The following is a 17491-nucleotide window of genomic DNA, read 5'->3' as shown; positions in this document are numbered from 1 at the left end:
GGAACAACTTCGTTACAGCCGATGGCGGCTACAACTGCACCGGGTTCCAGCTGCCGTCGATGTCGCAGATCCAGGCCTCGGCGTCCTCGATGGTGAAGAAGGTCAGACGCTCGTCGTCGGCGCTCGCCCAATCTTCCCCGAGGGCCACCATGTGCTTGAAGCCCTCTTCGCGGGTACGGGCGTCGGCGGTGTCGGTCAGGTTCGCCTTGCCGCGCAGGATCACCCATCCGGCGCCCGACTTCCAGGCGGTCAGCTCCACGGAGGGGTTCGCGGCCATCTCGCGGTAGCAGTCCTTCGTGGTGGCGGTGCAGAACTGGATGTCGCCGTCCTGCATCATGGCGAAGCTGAAGGGGCGCACGTGGGGCCGTGGCCCTTCCGGAGTCTCCTCCACAGTGGACAGGTACCACGCGGGAACGCTGGTCAGGTAGCTGACGATGGTCTCTTTTCCTTGGGACATGGGAAATTCCTTTCTAAATGAAGTTCACGGCGATGACGGCGGCCAGCATAAGCAGAATGGCACCCGTACCCACGCCGTCGCGCCAGGTGAGAGCAAGGGGGTTCAGGCGCGTTATGCCCACGCCGCCATGGTAGCAGCGCGCCTCCATGGCGCCCGAGAGCGTCTCGGCGTGCCGAAAGGCGCTCGCGAACAGCGGCACCATAAGGGCCGTGAGCGTGCGCACGCCCCCCTTGAAGGGGTTCACGTTGAAATGGGCCCCGCGGCTGACCTGGGCCCGGTAGATGACACCGAGCTCGGTCATGAACTGAGGCAGGAAACGCAGGGCGATGCCGAGGATCATGCCGAGCTCGTGAGCGGGTACGCCGATGCGGGCCAGCGGCGCCATGAGACGCTCGAAGGCCGCAGTGATATCCAGAGTCGTGGTGGTCAGCGTGAGCAGGCTCATACCCATAAGCAGCAAAAGCAGACGACAGCCGATGAAGACGGCCGATTGCAGGCCCTTCTCGCTGATGCAGATAACGCCCCACTGGAAGTACACCTGGCCGCCTTGGACGAACAACACGTTCAGAAGCGCCGTCAGCACCACGAGCACGAGCAAGGGCGCCAAAGCGCGCACTACCTGGATAAGCGGGATGCGCGACGCCGCGTAGAAGCCGGCGACGAACAACGCCGCCACCGCCAGGGAAAGCGGGGTGGCGGCGCAGAACACCGCCGCCATGAGCACAAGGGACAGCACGAACTTCACCCGCGGATCCATGGCGTGCACCGCTGATTCCTCGGGCCAGTACTGGCCGATGATGGCGCGCTCAGCCATGATCGACACCGCCCTCGGCGCACAGGTCGCCGCAGGCAGCCCCCGGAGCGGCATTGCCGGCATCGGCAGCCACCTCGCCCGTGCCGTTCGCGATGCCATCCAGCTGCGCGGCAATATCGGCCGCAAGCGCCTCCTCGTCGTAGAGCGCGCGGTTAAGCGCGAACCCCGCCTCACGCAGGGCGTTCGCGAAGGCCTGGGGCGCCGGGGCGGCCAGCCCCACCGCCTTCAAGGCCGCCGGGTCGGCGAATACCTCGGCGGGCGTGCCGAGGGAGAACATGCGGCCCTCGGACAGCACGAGGATGCGGTCGGCCAACACCGCCAGATCCTCCATAGAGTGCGACACCATCACAACCGTCATCCCCGAAGCGTGAAACGATGCGATGAGCGCCAGGAAATCGGCGCGGGAAAGCGGGTCCAGGCCGGCCACCGGCTCGTCGAGCACGAGTACCTCGGGCTCCATGGCGAGCACGCCGGCGAAGGCAACGCGGCGCTGCTGACCGCCGGACAGGTCGAAGGGGCTGCGCTCGCCGATCTCGTCGACCGACAGGCCCACGAGGGCGAGGGCCTCTTCTACCCGGCGCGCCACCTCCTCCTCGGGCAGCTTCATATTGCGCGGGCCGAAGGCCACGTCATCGTAGACCGTGGTGGCGAACAGCTGGTTCTCGGGGTACTGGAACACAAGGCCCACCCGGCCGCGCACCGTGGCGGCAACGCCCTTGGCGGCCAAGTCCTCGCCGTCGGCGGTGACCCTGCCGCAGGTGGGATGCACGAGCCCGTTCATATGCTGGATGAGCGTGGACTTGCCGCTGCCGGTATGCCCCGCCACACCGAGGAATTCCCCCGGTTCCACGGCAAACGTCACCTCGCGCAAAGCCCAGCGCGCATCGGGGGCGTTGCCCCAGTCGGCGCGGCGCTCCTGCTTCTCGGCGGCCCGCTTCCCGCGGCGGCGCTTCGCCTGGCCGCCGTCATAGGAGTAGCTCACATCTTCGAACGCAAGGCGCATAGCTCCTCCTTCAGCTCGTCGTCGGCAATGCAGGTGCGCACAGGCACGCCGGCGGCCTGCAGCCTGAGGGAGAGCCGGCAGGCGAACGGCACCTCCAAGGACAGCGCCCGCAGCTCGTCGGCCCGGGTGAGCACCTCGGCGGGCGCGCCGTCGAGCACCACCGCGCCGCCGTCGAGCACCACCACCCGCTCGGCCGCGGCGGCCTCCTCCATGTAGTGGGTGATCATCACCACGGTCATGCCCGCGGCGTGCAGCTCGCGCACCACCCGCATGAGCCCGGCGCGCCCGCGCGGATCGAGCATGGCCGTGGCCTCGTCCAGGATGAGGATGGCCGGGTCCATGGCCAGCACGCCGGCAATGGCCACGCGCTGCTTCTGGCCGCCGGACAGCGCGTGAGTCTCGTGCTCCTCGAAGCCCATGAGGCCCACCTCGGCGAGCGCCCGGGTCACCCGCTCGCGCAGCTCCGGATTGGGAACGCCCAGGTTCTCGGGCCCGAAGGCCACGTCGTTCTCGATGAGGCTCGCCACGATCTGGTCGTCCGGGTTCTGGAACACGAGCCCGGCGTTGGAGCGGATGAAGTAGGTCTGCTCGTCGTCGCGCGTGTCGCATCCGAACACGCGCACCTCTCCCTCGTCGGGCAGAAGCAAGGCGTTTACGTGCTTGGCGAGCGTGGACTTGCCCGAGCCGTTGCCGCCGAGCAGGCAGAGGAACTGCCCTTGGGGCACCGTGAGGTCCAGATGGCGGAAGACGAAGCGCTCGCCGTCGTAGGTGAAGCCCGCGTCGCGGAAATCGACGAACACCTCCTCGGCGGAGCCGTCCGTACGGGCGCCCGCCCCAGCGCCGCCCTGCAGCGAGCCGGCCGGGGAGGCATGGCCGTCGGGCGCGGTTGCGCCCGCAGCGGCGATTCGGTCGGGAGAGGGGACAGATTGCGTCACTTAGAAGCCCTTCACTTGGTCTTTCTTCGGTGTGATGAGATTTGAGATGGCCTTGTACACGATAAGCGTGAGCACCGAGTTCAGGATGCCCTTCGCCAAGTTGAACGGAATGAGGATGGGCACGATCATGGCCACCACGGCGTCCACCGGCACCCCGAGCCAGGCGGGCGTGACCACCAGGTTGCCGAGCACGGCCATGACCACGGCCACCACAATGCCGAGCACAAGCCCGATGACGGCGCCCTTGAAGTTATGGATGCGCTGGTAGACGATGGCGGCCGGCAGCACGTAGCCGATGACCACGAGGAAGTTCATGAGCGCGCCGGTGAAGTCGGCGAACAGGATGCCATGGGCCACTACGGAAATGACGCCACAGGCAAGGCCGGCGGCGGGCCCGTAGGCGAAGCCGCATACCATGGCGGGCATGAACGAGGCATCGTAGGACAGCCACGCCACACCGGGCAGCAGCGGGAACTCCACGAACGTGAGCAGCACCGAGATGGCGCAGAGCAGCGCGATGGTCACGAGCACGCGGGTGGACCAGCGGTTCGTGTTGGCCAGGGCACGCTGGGCCGTGGGAGTCTTCGCGGGGCGCACGGGGCTTGCAGCAGCAGGGTGGTTGGTGGGCTTGTCGGCCATGGGAATCACCTTCTTCCGGCGAGGCATCTTGTCTGCGCGGATTCGCCTTCCCCTCGCCAGAAAGAAAACGAGCCCGTATGAATTCGGTTCATACAGGCCTCGTCGGTTCGCGCGCCCCTTGCCGGGTGCCGGCCCTGCAGGGCCGGTGCGCGAACATCTGCCTCTTCCATCCGGACTGTAACCGTTGGCCCCGGATTTTCACCGGGTCAGCCTGGAAGCCGCACGGGCTTCGCAGGGTCGCGGGCTTGCCGGAAGCGCTCGGATGCGCCGCCATGCTTACCGCCAGTGAGGATTTTCACCTCGCCCTGAAACAGAATTCACGGGATGCATTGTAGGGCAGGCGGGCCGAACACGCAAGCCCCCGGGCTATCGGCGCGGCCCTGGGGCCATAGGCCCCGGCGATAGACGCACGCCCCCGCCGTTTCCGTTCTTCGCGGAATGCGAACCGGGGCCCAGCGCCTCGCGTTCCTTCGCGCCCATCCCGCGCGCCACGCCCCTAGAAGCGCGGATACAGCACATAGCCCCTATCGGCGGCGCCATCGGACCGATGGCGCTCGTGGGGGCAGATGTCCATGGAGAAGGCGCGCTCGATGGCGCCGGCGGCAAGCACCTCCTCGGCCGACCCCTCGGCCGTGACGCGTCCGCGCTCCATGACCACGAGACGGTCGGAGTAGCGCAGGGCCAGGTCCAGGTCGTGAATGACCATGGCCACGGTCTTGCCGTCGCGCCGGTTCAGATCGCGCACGAGGGCCATGAGGTCGTGGCAGGCGTTAATGTCCAGATAGGTGGTGGGCTCGTCCAGCACGATGAGGTCGGTGTCCTGGGCCAGCGTCATGGCCACGAAGGCCCGCTGCCGCTCGCCGCCGGAGAGCTTGCGCACATCGTGATCGCGAAAGCGCGCCACACCGGCCCGCTCGAGAGCCGCCTCCACCCGCTCGCGATCGCACGGCCCGAGCCGTCCGCCCATGCCCGTGTGGGGGTGGCGCCCCAAGGCCACGAGCGCCTCCACGCTCACAGGCGGGACGCGGGAGGACTGCGCGAGCACGGCCAGCTCGCGGGCGCGCTCGCGGGCCGAGAGAGAACCGGTGTCGCGGCCCTTCACCTCCACGCGCCCCGACGCCGGGCGCAGCAAACCACTGGCAAGCTTCACGAGCGTGGACTTGCCGCAACCGTTAGGGCCGATGATGCTCGTCACCGATCCGGATTCGATGCGGGCGGAAAGCCCCTCGATGAAGGGGGCGCCCGGCTTGTAGGAGAATGCCACGTTGTCGTAGCGGATAGCGCATAGCTGCGCCTGCGCAGAGGTGCAGGCGGCGGCCTCGGTTTTCGCAGCGTGCTCAATCAAGGCCGCCTCCTTTGTTCTTCAAGATGAGGTAGATGAAGAAAGGACCTCCGATGAACGCCATCAGAATGCCGACGGGCAGCTCGTAGGGGGCGAACAGCACGCGGGCGAGCAGATCGCACCCCACGACGAAGGCAGCTCCGGCCAGAGCGGACACCGGCACCACCCACCGGTTGTCGCAGCCGACGAAGAAGCGCACCAGGTGCGGCACCACAAGCCCCACAAAGCCGAGCAGTCCCGCGAAGGAGACGGCGGCGCCGGCGAGCACCGCGGCCACAGCGAGCATGGAGAGGCGCAACCGGCTCACATTGAGCCCGAGCCCGTGGGCCGCCTCGTCGCCGAGCGCCAGGATGTTCAGCTTCGATGCACCGGCGAGCGCCGCCGCAAGCCCCACAGCGATATAGACGGCCGGCCAGCCCAGATCGCGCATGAGCACGCCGGAAAGGCCGCCCACGAGGAAGGTGGACGAGCCGACGTAGGCATCGGGGTCCACGATGAGGATGGTGTTCATGCCGGCGCCGAACACGGTGGTGATGGCAATGCCGGCGAGCACTACGGTCAGTCGGCTGACCCCCGCGCCGAGTGACAGCGCGAAGATGATGAGCGCCGTTGCCAAGGCGCCGGCGAAAGCCGCGAGGGGCGTGAGCCACAGCGCTCCGGGCGCAAGGGAGGCGGCCAGCAGCACGAACAGTCCCGCGCCGGAATTCACACCGATGACGTTGGGGCTCGCAAGCGGGTTGTCGAGCGATGCCTGGATAAGCGCACCGGAGGTGGCGAGGGCCGCGCCGGCCAGCAGCGCCGCCAAAACGCGCGGGACGCGGACGTTCTCCAGAATGCTGCGGGCCGTATCGGGCACATCGGTGCCTGCCGCCCATGCCGCCAGCTCCGGCAGGCTCACCGAGGAGGCGCCGAGCATCAGGCCCGCGGCCGCGGCCACCGCCAGCAGGACGGCGGTCGAAGCCAGGACGACGATGTTCTTCGGAATGTTGCTCATAGGGCTGCCATCCTCGTCATCTTACGGGAAGGGGCCGCTCTAACCGCGCGCGGGCTGCCCGTAGAGGCTGTCGAAGAGCCCCTGGTAGGCATCGGACCAGTGCGCGTTGGGCTTGGAGAGGTACAGGGTCGGGTCCAAGGTGATGTAGCGCCCGTTCTGCACCGCCGACAGGCTGGACCAGGCCGGGTTGGCCGCCGTGGCCTCCTCCAAGTTGCGCATGGCCGCCTCGGCATCGTCGCCCATGGGGATAACGAAGATGAAGTCGGGATCCATCTCGATAACCGCTTCCAGGCTGAAGTCCTTCAAGAGGCTGCGATTCTCGCCGGCCAGGTTGTTCACGCCGAGGTCGGCCAGCATGGCGCCGGTCTGGGTCTCGGGGGCCTGCACGCGGGTGCCGCCGGAGAACGTGGTGAGCACGAGCGCCGTCGGCGGGTTCTCGGCCGGCACCTGAGCCACGATGTCATCGATGGCCTGCTCCACTGCAGCCGCGTTCTGCTCGTAGAGATCCTCGCGGCCGGTGATGTCGGTGAAGGTGCGCATGAGGCGCAGGTAGTCGTCGAACGTGGTCACCTGGAAGTACGCCACGGGAATCCCGGAGCCCACGAGCGCGTCGCGCAGGTCGGCCTGGCTGGAATCGCCGCCGCGGCCGCCGGTGCCGCTCGTCATGATGACGAAGTCGGGGTCAAGCGCGATGATGGCCTCCAGGTTCACGCTGGCGAAATCGCCCACCGTGGCCACATCGGGGCTCGCGATGGTCCAGCCCGCCGCCTGAAGGGCGTCGTCGGACACGCCCACGAGCGTGCCGCCGGCCAGCTCCCAGGCATTCGCGAAGCTGCCCATGCAGGCCACCACGCGCTGAGGGTTGTCCACGGTCACCTCGTTGCCCAAATCATCGGTGAAGGTGACCGGTCCGGGCGCGGCATCATCGGCGCCGGCCGCATCGGATGCGGGAGCCTGCTGCTCCGGGGCGGCGGTGTTGTCGGCAGCCGGAGCGGCGGCCTCCTGCTGGCCGCATCCAACCAGGGCCAGGGCGAGCACCGCCGCGATGGCACATAGGACGATTCTCTTCATGCTAGTTCTCCTCTTCTTCCAGCTTCTGCCCGTGGGCGCAGTAGTCGTCCTGGGCCAGGATGTCGCCGTCGTGGTAGTAGGCGGCGCGGGCGCGACAGCCGCCGCAGCCGTCCTTGTAATCGCACGTGCCGCAGGCGCCGGAATAGGCCTGGGTGCGCAGGCGCTCGAAGACGGGGCTCGTTTTCCAGATCTCGTCGAAGGGCTGCATCCGCACGTCGCCGGCTTCCTCGGTCATGTAGGCGCAGGGGCGCACGATTCCCTCGCTGCCCACGACGCAGTAGGTCAGCCCCGCCAGGCAGCCGCGGGTAAAGCGCGTGTCGATGCCGAGCTGCTTGGCCACGCGGGTGAACTGCGGGGCGCAGGTAGGCTTCACGTCGATGGACACTTCCGCCGACTTCCGCATGATGTCGCGCAAAAGCGCCTCGTTCTCGAGCACCTCCAGGCTCGTCTCCTGGATATACTCGCCCCGGCCCACGGGGATCAGGAAGAAGATGTAGTGGGCGATGGCGCCGATCTCTTCGGCGAAGTCGGTGATGGCACACACCTCGTCGCGGTTCCAGTCCACCACGGTAGTGTGCAGCTGGAAGGGCAGGCCCGCGCGCTTGCAGGCCTCGATGCCGGCACGGGTGAGCTCGTAGGCGTTGGCCAGGCCGCGGAACTTGTCGTGCTTCTCGGGCACGAGACTGTCCACGGAGATGCCCATGGCGCAGGCGCCAGCCTCCTTCAGCTTCTGGGCCACTTCATCGGTGATGAGCGTGCCGTTGGTGCCGAACACCGGACGCAGCCCGCAGGAAGCCGCGTGGGCCACCAGCTCGTAGATGTCGGGGCGCAGAAGCGGCTCGCCGCCGGAGAAGATCATGATCTTGAAACCGGCCTTGGCGATCTCGTCGATCATCTTCTTCGCCTCGTCGGTGGAAAGCTCGCGATCCGTGGCCTCCTCGGCATCTTGGTAGCAGTGCACGCACTTCAGGTTGCACTGGTTCGTGGTCATCCACGATACGATCATGGGATTCTCCCCTTTCCTATGGTCTCACTGCATGCTTCTCGAGCATAGGAAGAGCATAGCCGCGAAGGCGCCGGCCGGGCATCACCTGAACGGCCTAGGTTGGACGCAACAAAAGTAGGTTCAGGCTAACTGGTAGGAGAAATCGCGAACCGCCTCGGCCACGGCGGCCCGACGCTGGGCAGTACGGCCGGCTTGGGACCAGGGTGCGTCCTGGGTGAGCCGGACCAGGTCATCGCGGGTGTAGAGGAACGCGTCGTCGATGGATGCCGCGCGGCTATCGATGGCCGCATGCCCCGCCGACACGTCGACGAGCAGCATCGCACGGCCGCGGCGGCTGCGCATGGCCGCTCTCACGGCGCGCTTGTCGAGCAGGGGCACCGCGCCTGGTGCGGCCACGACGATGTCGGCGTTGCCGAGGGCCACGGGCAGCGCCTCGGCGGAAACGACCGGCGAGGCCTGCGCGGCCCCGTGCGGGGCGGGAGCTGCGCCGACGAAGGAGAAGCGCCCGAGGCCGGCCTGGGCAAGAGCGGCCACCGCGGCGGCCACAAGCCCGTCATCGCCCACGGCGAGCACCTGCCGCCGGTCAAGGTGGTCGAACACGCGCCGCGCCAGCTCGGCCACGGTCGCGCCGAGCGCATCGGCCGTTTCCGCGCCGTCTGCCGCGGCCAATCGGGCCGCAAGGGCGCGGGCCGCATCGCCGAGCGCCTCGAGCCGCGGCCCGAAGGAGCCCCGCGCCCGAGCCGGGGCAACCCCAGCACACCAGGCCGCGGCCATATCCTCATCAGCGGCCGCAAACTCGTCGATGGCGGCCACCGCGGCGAACAGGTGGGCCGCCGCATCGGCGCCCTCGGCAAAGTAGCCGTGGGCGGCCAGATCCGCCCCCGCATTCGTCGCACTGCCGAGCAGCCCCAGGACAAGATCGTAGGAATCCATGCCGTCCTCCACGACGGCGTACACCTCGAAGCGCTCCCCCGTCGCCAGCACGAGCGCCTCAGCCACGCTCCGGTGCCCGGCAAGCGCCGTCAGCACGGCGCCCAGGGCGCCCTCCCCGGCAAGGGATGCGGACAAGGGAAGGAAGGGCGCCCTGCGCGGGTTGGCACCGACCATGACGAGCGTCATGGCGTCACCCGGCCGAAACGGCGATCAGCGCGAGCATAGCCGCGAAGCCGCCGATGGAGAGGAGGGCTCGGGTGCGGGTGCCCACCGCGCAGGGCGCGAGGAAGGAGAAGACGGCATAGAGGCTCCACACCGCCGACACGAGAAGAGACAAGACAATACGCGGCCAGAGGTAGCCCACACTTCCCTGGCAGTGGAAGTGGGTCATGGCCGCCGAGAGCGCCACCATATGGGTGAATCCGATGAGCATGGCCCCAACGAATACCACGAGCCCCGCGAGGGCCGCAGCGCGGGCGATGGTGGCCAGAGTGTCGAGGGCCGGCGTATCAAGCGAGAACAACTTGGCGGATCGACGCGCCATAAGGCGGCGTTGGTACAGCAGAAGCCCCGAGGCCGCCGCGCTCACTGCGAAGCAGGCGCAGGCCGCGAACACGAGCACGATATGGGGCACGAGCAGGGGCCATTGGTAGAGGGCCATGTTGTCGGCACTCACCGGATCGAGGATCTTCAGCCACTGGGAGGCCACGATGAGCAGCGCCGCCACCGGCCCCACAATGAGCGCAAAGCCGAGGCCGCGTCTTGTGACGACCAGTCCCACCGCCGTCACCACGGCGAGAACCCAGGCAGCCAGCATGATGATGTTCGGCCCCGACAACAGCGTGCCGGAGGTGGTGGTGGACTCGATGCCGATCACGGCGGAGTGCAATGCCACGGCCGCGAAGAAGAGCGCCCTGGCCGCCCGTGCGCTGCCCTCCCGCTCGCGCAGGATGCCGTGGGCCGCCAGGGCGCTCGCCGCGCCGTAGGCCAGTACGCAGACTATTTCCAAATAGAACAGGAGCATGGGGCTTGCGGACTCGTCCTCTCTCGTAACATCCCCATCATAGCGAAAGGGGCACCGCCCGGTATCGCCCAAACGGGCTACATGGCGCCGTTTGGGCGCGCGGTACAGCCGATGAGCCACCCGACGCGACGGCTGCACAGGCGCTGCGGGCAGCGGGCGCGAACAGCCGCGCCGCGCTCCCTCCTAGCAGCGCCGCAAGATGCCGGTCTCGAAGCCGTAGGTCACGAGCGCCGCGCGGTTGGCGCGGCCCGATTTGGCCGTCATGTGGGACAGATGGGCCTTCACCGTCTGCTCGGACAGCGTCAGGCGCCCGGCGATCTCCTTGTTCGAGAGACCGCCGGCGATGTAGTAGAGGATCTGCTGCTCGCGCAGGGTCAGCCCGTGATCGGGATCGGTGACGAGAATCATGGGGAGCGGGGCGCTGAAGGCCGGGGCCTAGGCGAAGTCGTAGAGGTCCTTCGCGGCCTCCTGGAAGTCGGCGTAGGCCTCGGCGGCGATGACCTCGTCGTCCACCAGTTCGAAGGAGGCCGGCTGGCCCTCGCCGTCCACCTCGGTCACCTCCAGCACCACGACCTCGCCCGAAGAGGTGGCCGGATGCTCGTCGTCAACGGGGAAGAAGAACCCGAACGAGCTCTCCCCCTTCAGCACCAGGCCGAGGAACTCCAGCTCGACCTGCTCGCCCTTCTCGTCCACCAGAGTGATGGTGACGCCCTCCTCGGTCGGCGGGCAGAAATTGGGGGCGGAACCTTCGCGTACCATGAAAACCTCTTTCGTCTCAACTACGGAAAAGCCCAGAGGGGACACGGGGTGTTCTGACCGAGCGAGTTCCGCAGCGACGGGAACAGGACTAAATGTCCTGTTCCCCAAAGCGAGGACTGTAGAGCGAATCAGAATACCCCGTGGCCCCGACCGGCACAGGCCGCTATTGGGCCCGTCCGTGACGGTGCTTTTTCTTCTTGTTGCTCCCCTGCTTCGGCTTGGCCGGGGCGGCGTGCTTGCCTGTCGGCGTCGTCTCGCCGGCAGCCTCGGCCACGGGAGCCTCGGCGCGCTGGGCCTCCAGGCGGGCCAGGGGCACCTGGGCGATGCCCGTGGAGGCCGAGTGATCGAACTCGAAGCGGCCGATCTCGGTGCCGTACTTCTTCTGCAGCTTCGCGAACTTCGGCTCGCGGGTCTTCCACATACAATACAGCGGGCAGGCGATGGCGATGGACGAGTAGGAGCCGGCGATGAGGCCGATGGCCATGGCGAAGGCGAAGTCCTTCAGGGTCTCGCCGCCGAACAAGAGCATGGCGAACACGGGGATGAACGAAGTGAGCGTCGTGTTGATGGTGCGGATGAACACCTGGTTCATGGAGTGGTTGGCCATGGTCATGAAGGTGCAGCGGATGTCCTCGCCCTTCATGTTGTCGTTGATGCGATGGAACACGACCACGGTGTCGTAGAGCGAGTAGCCCAGGATGGTCAGCAGGGCGGCGATAGTGTTCGGATTCACTTCCCGGCCCACCAAGGCGTAGATGCCCACCACCAGGATGAGGTCGTGCAGCAGCGCCACAATGGCCATGACGCCCATCTTGTACTCGAAGCGGATGGCAATGTAGACGATGATGAGCAGGATGGACACGAGAAACGCGATGACCGAGCTCTGGATGACGCTGGCGCCCCAGTCCGGGCCGATGGTGGTCACCTCGAAGTCGCTGGACTCAAGGCCGAGCTTGTCGGCCACCTGATTGGCACGAGTGGTGGCATCCTCGGCCGAGGTGGTGGTAGTGCGCACGAGGAAGCCGGGCTCGCCACCCGTTTCGGTAGTCTGAATGACCGCGTCGGGCTCGCCAGCCTCGTTGAAGGCGTCGCGCATCTGCTCGATGGTCACGTCGCCGGTGCCATGGAAGGCCACCGAGGTGCCGCCCACGAACTCGATGCCGAAGTTCAGGCCGCGCACGCCCACCACGACGAAGCACAGGGCCATGGCGATGGCGGCGGCGGTCAGGAAGATCTTGCGGTAGCCGAGGAAGTTGATGTCGTGCTTGATAAAGCGGCCGCGGATCTTGCGCACGGCCCTCACCGTCTGGGAGGCATCGGCCGGGTCGTCCTCTTCCACAATGGCACGGGTCTCGGCGGCGTTCATCTGGCTTCCGATCTCGGCCTCGCGCTCAGAGGTGCCCTCGGCCGCGGCCAGCTCAGCGTAGCCCTTGGAGGCATCGATGGAGTCCTTGATGCCCCAGAAGCCGGGGTGGCGGGCGATGACCTTCGGGGCCAGCAGGCGGATGAGCGGCGCCTTGAAAATGACCATCATCACGATGTCGCAGATGATGCCGAGCGCCAGCGTCATGCCGAAGCCCTTGACCGACGAGGCGGCCAGGAAGAACAGGCACAGCGCCGAGACCATGGTCACCAGATCGGCGTCGATGGAGGTGAGGATGGCATGCTTCACACCGGTGAGCGAGGCAGCCTTCACCGAACGGCCCATGCGAATCTCCTCGCGGAAACGCTCCACCGTGAGGATGGAGGAGTCGGCGGCCATGCCGATAGTGAGCACGATGCCGGCGATGCCGGCCAGCGACAGGCTGAACAGGCCGAAGGCGGACAGAGCGGCCAGAATGCCCAGGTAGAGCACGGCGAACACGGCCATGGCCGCGGCGGTGATGAGGCCGAGGCCCTTGTAGAAGAACAGCAGGTACAGCATGACCAGCGCCAGGCCGATCAGGGCCACGACGACACCGGAGACCAGCGCATCTTGGCCGAGGGTGGGGCCGACCACCTGGGACTGGGCGTACTCGAAGGACACGGGCAGCGAGCCGGATTCCAGGATGGTCTGGAGGTTCTTGGCCTCGTCCAGGGTGTAGTTGCCGGTGATGGACACCTCGCCGTTGGGAATCTCGGACTGCACGGCCGGGGCCGACTGCACCTCGCCGTCCAGGATGATGACGATGAGGCCGTGGTCGGCCACCAACTCGCGGGAGGCCTCGGCGAAGGCCTTGGTGCCCTGGCTGTTCAAGGTGATGTTCACGGCGTAGTCGCTCGAGGTCTCCGAGGCGCGGCCTACGGTCACGTTGGTGATGTCGGCGCCGGTGACAATGGGGGTGTAGGTGCCCGGCTCCACCTTCAGGTGCTCGGTCTTGCCCGAGGGGAAGGCGTTGCCGAACCCGTCGGTCACAGTGCCCTCGCCGGCGTACTGGCCGTTCTCGATGGCCTCCTTCACTTCCTCGTCGGTGAAGGAATCCAGGCGGGCGAACTCCAGCGAGCCCGTGCGGCCGATGGTGGCTAGGGCCTGCTCGGTGTCGGACAGACCCGGAATCTGCACGAGGATCTGGTCGGTGCCCTGCTCCTGCACCGTGGCCTCCGAGGCACCGAGCGCGTTCACGCGGCTCTCGATGATGGCGCGGGACTTCTCCATGTCCTCGGGCGTGACCGGCTCGCCGTCGGTGGACTTCGCCGTCAGCACCACGGACAGGCCGCCCTGGATATCGAGGCCCTGGTTGATCTTCTCGTTGGGCGGCGTGAACAGCACCGCCGACACGACGATGAGCAGAGTGGTGAGGATGAGCAGCCACACATTGCGGCGATCCGCCGTGCGGGCCGGCTTCTTCTTGACGTTGCGTTCCAATGCCATGGGATGCGACCTTCTTCTTTCGCGTTCCGTTCTCCTGCGCGCCCTGGTTCTCTTAGCGCGCTTCCGTCCTTTTCTCGCGCGGTGGCTCTTCTTGCGCGATAAGCGCCCCAGCCTCCCCCGACGCGGCGCTTTTGCGTTAACTTGCCTATTGTGCCATAAATGAACCGAAGGTCAAAGCCCAATTCTGACATCACGACAACTAATGCGGCATAATCGGGAGCGCCTCGAGAGCCAGTCAATTTGCGAGGTTAGCCGAACGGCCCCTTCCAGAGCGAGGATTCCTCCGCACTCAGCTGAACAGTTCAGCTGAGTATGAGAATGGCCCTTGCAGGACCGACGCTGCGGCATGGGGATGCGGTGCGGATCCAACCTGCGGGAAGGGGCCATCGTGGATGGCGATAACAGGGCTTACTGCCGCATCGACAAGGCCGACCGGGAAGCGATCCAGAACGGGTTGGGCAAGCGGAAGGGCTGCCGCGAGATAGCGAGGTCGATCGGGCGCTCGCCCGCGGCCGTGACCGAAGAGGTGAGGCGCCACCGCACCTGGAAGGACGGAGAGCGCCGCGGCGAGATCGTGCCGTCGGATCCGGAGGACGTCTCCTGCTCTCACCTGTTGCGTTGGCCCTGGACCTGCAACGGCTGCACGGCCTATACCAGGAAGTGCGGGCGCAGGCAGCGCATGGAGTACAAGGCGGCCCTGGCGCAGGCCGCCTCCGAGAAGACGCGATCGGAGTCCAGGCGCGGCATCAACCGCCGCGAGGAGGACTTCGAGAGGATCGCCTTCGAGATCCGCTCGGCCATCCTGGACGGCAAGTCCCCCGAGCAGATCTGCCTGGCCAAGCCGCATCTGACGGCGGGTCGGCTACAGACCGCGCAAAGGGCAGAGCGAGCGCAGGCCGACCTCGCACGGAGAAGAGCGCTCCTACGCGGCGTTCTGCGCTCTGCCCGAAGAGCAGCGCGCCCGGGCGTGCGAGATGGACACCGTGCTCGGCAAGGCGCGCGACGAGCAGTGCCTGCTCACCCTGTTCCTGCGACCGTGCAAGGTACAGCCCGTCCTGCTGCTGCCCAAGAAGGCGTCGGGCGCGGTGGCATCCGCGCTCGACTCGCTCGAACGCGCGATGGGAAAGCATCCGTTCAAGCGCCTGTTCGGCATCATCCTGACCGACAACGGGGTCGAGTTCGCCGACACGGCGGCGATCGAGGCGTCGGCGTTCGGAGGCGATGCCCGCTGCAAAGTCTACTACTGCGACGTGCGCGCATCCCAGCAGAAGGGCGCATGCGAGCGCAACCACGTGGAGCTTCGCAAGATGCTGCCCAAGCGTCGCGGGATCTCCTTCGACGATCTCACCGAGAGGGATTACGCCTTCGTGATGTCGCACGTCAACTCCCAGCCCCGTCCGTCCCTCATGGGCATGTCCCCTTTGGGGATGCTGCGAGCCGCCGACGAAGAAGCCCGCGATGCTCTCTGCGTCGCCCTGGGGATGGAAGAGATTCCCTTCGATGCGCTCGCGCTGACGCTCGACGCCGTGAACGCCCAACGGGCAGAAAGGGGGCTCGGGCCTTTGGCTTAAGGACGAGGCAGGCAACCGAATACGCGCCGACCACAGGCGTTCAGCTGGGTCTGGAGCCGATTCGCGGACCCTTGCTCGTGTACGCTCTCCAGACTCAGCCGAACGCTCGAAACGCATCCTTTTTCGCCGTGAAGGCGTTGGGCTGAGTCCGAGAATGCATCCGAAGCTCCCGAGCAAAGTGGGCCGTTCGGCTAACTTCGCGAATCAACCCGCCTCGAGAGCCTCAGGGGCGCGCCCCAACGTCACAACGCTCCTCCGCTCGGCGGCGAACCCGTGAAACGAGCGTGCTCCAACGCCAGAAGACCCCTCCACCCGGCGACGAGAGCGCCAAACGAATACACCCGCCTTCGCCTCAAGGCCGCAAGCTATCAATCTGGCTTGAGAGTTGGCTTGGAAATCACGAAACATCGGAATACAGAGGGAAACGAACCCTACGATCGTCCAAAATGGCTTGGAAATCACGAAACATCGGCGATTGGCGCCTCTCGGCAGGCTATTTCCTTCATTTTTCTGAAGTTTCCCCAGGTGACGTATTACAACGAAACGCCTTTTTCGCTTTTAGCGCCGATGTTTCGTGATTTCCAAGCCATCCGAGGGCCGGCAGGTTGCGGCGATGACGCCCTATCACGCACCCAACAGCGCCACGAGCTCGCGGCGGTTCGCGACGCCGCACTTCTCGTAGATGTGGCTCATATGAGCCTTGAAGGTGCCCTCGGCGATGAACAGCTCCTGCATGATGGCCGGGCCGTTCTTGCCCTGAGCCACCAGCGTCAGGATCTCGGTCTCCCGCGGGGTGAGGCGGGCGTGCTCGGCCAGCTCAGCCGCCCGCTCGTCGCGCCGCAACTCTTCCGGGGTCTTCTCCACGAGACCGCCCGCGTCCAGGATGCGCACGCCCCAGCGGCTCGCCAGCTCCTTCTCGGACAGCAGGATGAGCGTGGCCGCCAGCATCATGGCCACCACCGCAACCGCGATGACCGCGTCCTGGGCGCCGGCGTTCATGCCCGCGGCAGCCATGGCCTCGGCGACCCCCTTGCCCCAGATGACGAACACCTGCTCGGCACCTTTGATGGCGGCGAAGATGACGACCGTGACCCCGAGGCGCTTGGCGATGTCGTACAGAAGCAGCGCCACGATGATGCCCACGAGCGAGTAGCTCATGGAGATGAGGTAGCTGGACACCGCCGTGCCGAAGACGCCCTCGACGGGCACGAGCAGAAAGCCGCACACGATGAGCACGAGCGGCGAGCGGTACAGCGTGCCGATGTTGAAGCGGTTCGAGAAGAAGTAGGCGCTCGCGAACAGCACCGCCATGACGATGGCCGTCGAGACCGATGAGTGCATGCAGGCGCCGGCCGCCAGCTGGTGCTGGCGCAGCCCGTAGGCGAAGGAGTACAGGGCCAGAAGCACGAAGATCTTCCACGGGTAGGTGAACTTCGGAATGACCGGCGAGGGGCGATCGGCGACGGGCAGCGCCGAGAAGGCACGGCGCAGGCAGAGCAGCGCCACCGGCGGCAGGATCACCAAAGCGCAGGCCACGCGCAAATCGTCCAGGCCGTCGCAGAAGAACACGCAGACGACGGCCACCAGCTGGGAGGCCGTCGTGTACAGGAAAATGCGGATGAGCGAGATGCAGCTTAAGACCTCGGCCCACAAAAGCAGGAAGAGGCCGAAGCCCGCGCCTCCCGCCGCCGCGCCCGCGGCCACCAGCGCAATGGCCGCCGGCCCTGCGACCAGGCCGGTGCCGACCGCGATGAGGCACAGCGACGCCGCGACCATCAGCGCCGCCGACGCCGCGACCATCAGCGCCGTGGCGTTCAGGGGCAGAAGGCGGCGCGCGGCGAGCGCCACCGCGATGGAGACCAGGCAGAAGGCGTAATCGAAGACGTCGTGCAGATCGAAGGCGGCCGGCAGCGCGAGGGCCGGCGCCGCCACGGCCAGCGTCACCCAAGCGCGGGCGCAGCCGAGCGCAAACAGGTAGGGCAGAATGCCCCGCAGGTACAGGGAGCGGTCTTCCCTCCCCTTCCGTATGTCCTTCAACAGGTTCCCCATGGCGGCCATTATAGCAGGTGACGGGGCCGGCCGGCGGCCGGGT

Annotated in this window: 16 protein-coding genes, 1 pseudogene and 1 riboswitch; of the genes and pseudogenes, 2 read left to right on the top strand and 15 right to left on the bottom strand. The window is 66.9% G+C overall.

Features of this window, described 5'->3' with window-relative positions; all coding sequences use genetic code 11:
• Positions 1 to 28: 28 nt before the first annotated feature.
• The 14 genes from AAK988_RS06785 to secD form a co-directional block, all read right to left on the bottom strand.
• Positions 29 to 457: a pyridoxamine 5'-phosphate oxidase family protein gene (locus AAK988_RS06785; RefSeq protein ID WP_135970173.1), complete on the bottom strand. Its 429-nt coding sequence runs from the start codon at positions 455 to 457 to the stop codon at positions 29 to 31.
• 13 nt (positions 458 to 470) lie between these two features.
• Positions 471 to 1271 carry an energy-coupling factor transporter transmembrane component T family protein gene (locus tag AAK988_RS06780; protein WP_242369389.1) on the bottom strand — a complete coding sequence of 267 codons (801 nt, stop codon included), beginning with the start codon at positions 1269 to 1271 and terminating at the stop codon, positions 471 to 473.
• Positions 1264 to 2274, bottom strand: a complete 1011-nt coding sequence (locus AAK988_RS06775; protein ID WP_369880534.1) for an ATP-binding cassette domain-containing protein — start codon at positions 2272 to 2274, stop codon at positions 1264 to 1266. Before AAK988_RS06775 ends, AAK988_RS06780 begins: the two co-directional genes overlap by 8 nt.
• Positions 2250 to 3209, bottom strand: a complete 960-nt coding sequence (locus AAK988_RS06770; protein ID WP_369880533.1) for an energy-coupling factor transporter ATPase — start codon at positions 3207 to 3209, stop codon at positions 2250 to 2252. Before AAK988_RS06770 ends, AAK988_RS06775 begins: the two co-directional genes overlap by 25 nt.
• The gene (locus AAK988_RS06765; protein ID WP_016308463.1) at positions 3210 to 3848 is read right to left on the bottom strand and encodes an ECF transporter S component; all 639 of its coding nucleotides are present in this window, start codon (positions 3846 to 3848) and stop codon (positions 3210 to 3212) included. It abuts the gene before it with no gap.
• Between the two features lie 154 nt (positions 3849 to 4002).
• Positions 4003 to 4165: riboswitch (FMN riboswitch) on the bottom strand.
• Positions 4166 to 4344: 179 nt separating this feature from the next.
• Positions 4345 to 5193: an ABC transporter ATP-binding protein gene (locus tag AAK988_RS06760; protein ID WP_369872581.1), complete on the bottom strand. Its 849-nt coding sequence runs from the start codon at positions 5191 to 5193 to the stop codon at positions 4345 to 4347.
• Entirely contained in the window at positions 5186 to 6184 is a 999-nt protein-coding gene (locus tag AAK988_RS06755; protein ID WP_369872582.1) for a FecCD family ABC transporter permease, read from the bottom strand. Before AAK988_RS06755 ends, AAK988_RS06760 begins: the two co-directional genes overlap by 8 nt.
• A gap of 39 nt (positions 6185 to 6223) precedes the next feature.
• A complete protein-coding gene (locus AAK988_RS06750; RefSeq protein WP_369872583.1) occupies positions 6224 to 7255 on the bottom strand; it encodes an ABC transporter substrate-binding protein in 1032 nt (343 codons plus the stop codon).
• 1 nt (position 7256) lies between these two features.
• A complete protein-coding gene (gene nirJ2, locus AAK988_RS06745) occupies positions 7257 to 8261 on the bottom strand; it encodes a putative heme d1 biosynthesis radical SAM protein NirJ2 (protein ID WP_151429806.1) in 1005 nt (334 codons plus the stop codon).
• Positions 8262 to 8381: 120 nt separating this feature from the next.
• On the bottom strand, positions 8382 to 9380 hold the full coding sequence (locus AAK988_RS06740) for a hypothetical protein (protein ID WP_369872584.1): 999 nt from the start codon (positions 9378 to 9380) through the stop codon (positions 8382 to 8384).
• Between the two features lie 4 nt (positions 9381 to 9384).
• Positions 9385 to 10218 (bottom strand): hypothetical protein, encoded by an 834-nt coding sequence (locus AAK988_RS06735; RefSeq protein ID WP_369872585.1) that lies wholly within the window; start codon positions 10216 to 10218, stop codon positions 9385 to 9387.
• A 183-nt stretch (positions 10219 to 10401) separates the two neighbouring features.
• Entirely contained in the window at positions 10402 to 10626 is a 225-nt protein-coding gene (locus tag AAK988_RS06730) for a response regulator transcription factor (protein WP_016308454.1), read from the bottom strand.
• Between the two features lie 27 nt (positions 10627 to 10653).
• On the bottom strand, positions 10654 to 10977 hold the full coding sequence (locus tag AAK988_RS06725) for a DUF1292 domain-containing protein (protein WP_369872586.1): 324 nt from the start codon (positions 10975 to 10977) through the stop codon (positions 10654 to 10656).
• A 163-nt stretch (positions 10978 to 11140) separates the two neighbouring features.
• On the bottom strand, positions 11141 to 13828 hold the full coding sequence (secD, locus tag AAK988_RS06720) for a protein translocase subunit SecD (protein WP_369872587.1): 2688 nt from the start codon (positions 13826 to 13828) through the stop codon (positions 11141 to 11143).
• A gap of 346 nt (positions 13829 to 14174) precedes the next feature.
• Between secD and AAK988_RS06715 the strand changes: the two are divergent.
• A pseudogene (locus tag AAK988_RS06715) lies at positions 14175 to 14315 on the top strand (hypothetical protein); the annotation flags it as partial.
• Positions 14316 to 14802: 487 nt separating this feature from the next.
• Positions 14803 to 15399, top strand: coding sequence for a transposase (locus AAK988_RS06710; protein WP_369872588.1), 597 nt, complete (start codon positions 14803 to 14805; stop codon positions 15397 to 15399).
• Positions 15400 to 16023: 624 nt separating this feature from the next.
• Here the strand turns inward: AAK988_RS06710 and AAK988_RS06705 are convergent.
• A complete protein-coding gene (locus AAK988_RS06705; protein ID WP_369872589.1) occupies positions 16024 to 17448 on the bottom strand; it encodes a helix-turn-helix domain-containing protein in 1425 nt (474 codons plus the stop codon).
• Between the last annotated feature and the right edge of the window lie 43 nt (positions 17449 to 17491).

It is taken from the genome of Adlercreutzia muris, from assembly GCF_041223505.1.
Lineage (GTDB): Bacteria > Actinomycetota > Coriobacteriia > Coriobacteriales > Eggerthellaceae > Adlercreutzia > Adlercreutzia muris.
This window is presented reverse-complemented; position numbering and strand designations above follow the sequence as displayed.

Bases quoted from the DNA above. Each gene is read 5' to 3' on its own strand.
- AAK988_RS06735 (WP_369872585.1), bottom strand. From the start codon at position 10,218: ATGCTCCTGTTCTATTTGGAAATAGTCTGCGTACTGGCCTACGGCGCG.
- AAK988_RS06750 (WP_369872583.1), bottom strand. From the start codon at position 7,255: ATGAAGAGAATCGTCCTATGTGCCATCGCGGCGGTGCTCGCCCTGGCC.
- AAK988_RS06775 (WP_369880534.1), bottom strand. From the start codon at position 2,274: ATGCGCCTTGCGTTCGAAGATGTGAGCTACTCCTATGACGGCGGCCAG.
- nirJ2 (WP_151429806.1), bottom strand. From the start codon at position 8,261: ATGATCGTATCGTGGATGACCACGAACCAGTGCAACCTGAAGTGCGTG.
- AAK988_RS06755 (WP_369872582.1), bottom strand. From the start codon at position 6,184: ATGAGCAACATTCCGAAGAACATCGTCGTCCTGGCTTCGACCGCCGTC.
- secD (WP_369872587.1), bottom strand. From the start codon at position 13,828: ATGGCATTGGAACGCAACGTCAAGAAGAAGCCGGCCCGCACGGCGGAT.
- AAK988_RS06740 (WP_369872584.1), bottom strand. From the start codon at position 9,380: ATGACGCTCGTCATGGTCGGTGCCAACCCGCGCAGGGCGCCCTTCCTT.
- AAK988_RS06730 (WP_016308454.1), bottom strand. From the start codon at position 10,626: ATGATTCTCGTCACCGATCCCGATCACGGGCTGACCCTGCGCGAGCAG.
- AAK988_RS06765 (WP_016308463.1), bottom strand. From the start codon at position 3,848: ATGGCCGACAAGCCCACCAACCACCCTGCTGCTGCAAGCCCCGTGCGC.
- AAK988_RS06785 (WP_135970173.1), bottom strand. From the start codon at position 457: ATGTCCCAAGGAAAAGAGACCATCGTCAGCTACCTGACCAGCGTTCCC.
- AAK988_RS06705 (WP_369872589.1), bottom strand. From the start codon at position 17,448: ATGGGGAACCTGTTGAAGGACATACGGAAGGGGAGGGAAGACCGCTCC.
- AAK988_RS06780 (WP_242369389.1), bottom strand. From the start codon at position 1,271: ATGGCTGAGCGCGCCATCATCGGCCAGTACTGGCCCGAGGAATCAGCG.
- AAK988_RS06710 (WP_369872588.1), top strand. From the start codon at position 14,803: ATGGACACCGTGCTCGGCAAGGCGCGCGACGAGCAGTGCCTGCTCACC.
- AAK988_RS06725 (WP_369872586.1), bottom strand. From the start codon at position 10,977: ATGGTACGCGAAGGTTCCGCCCCCAATTTCTGCCCGCCGACCGAGGAG.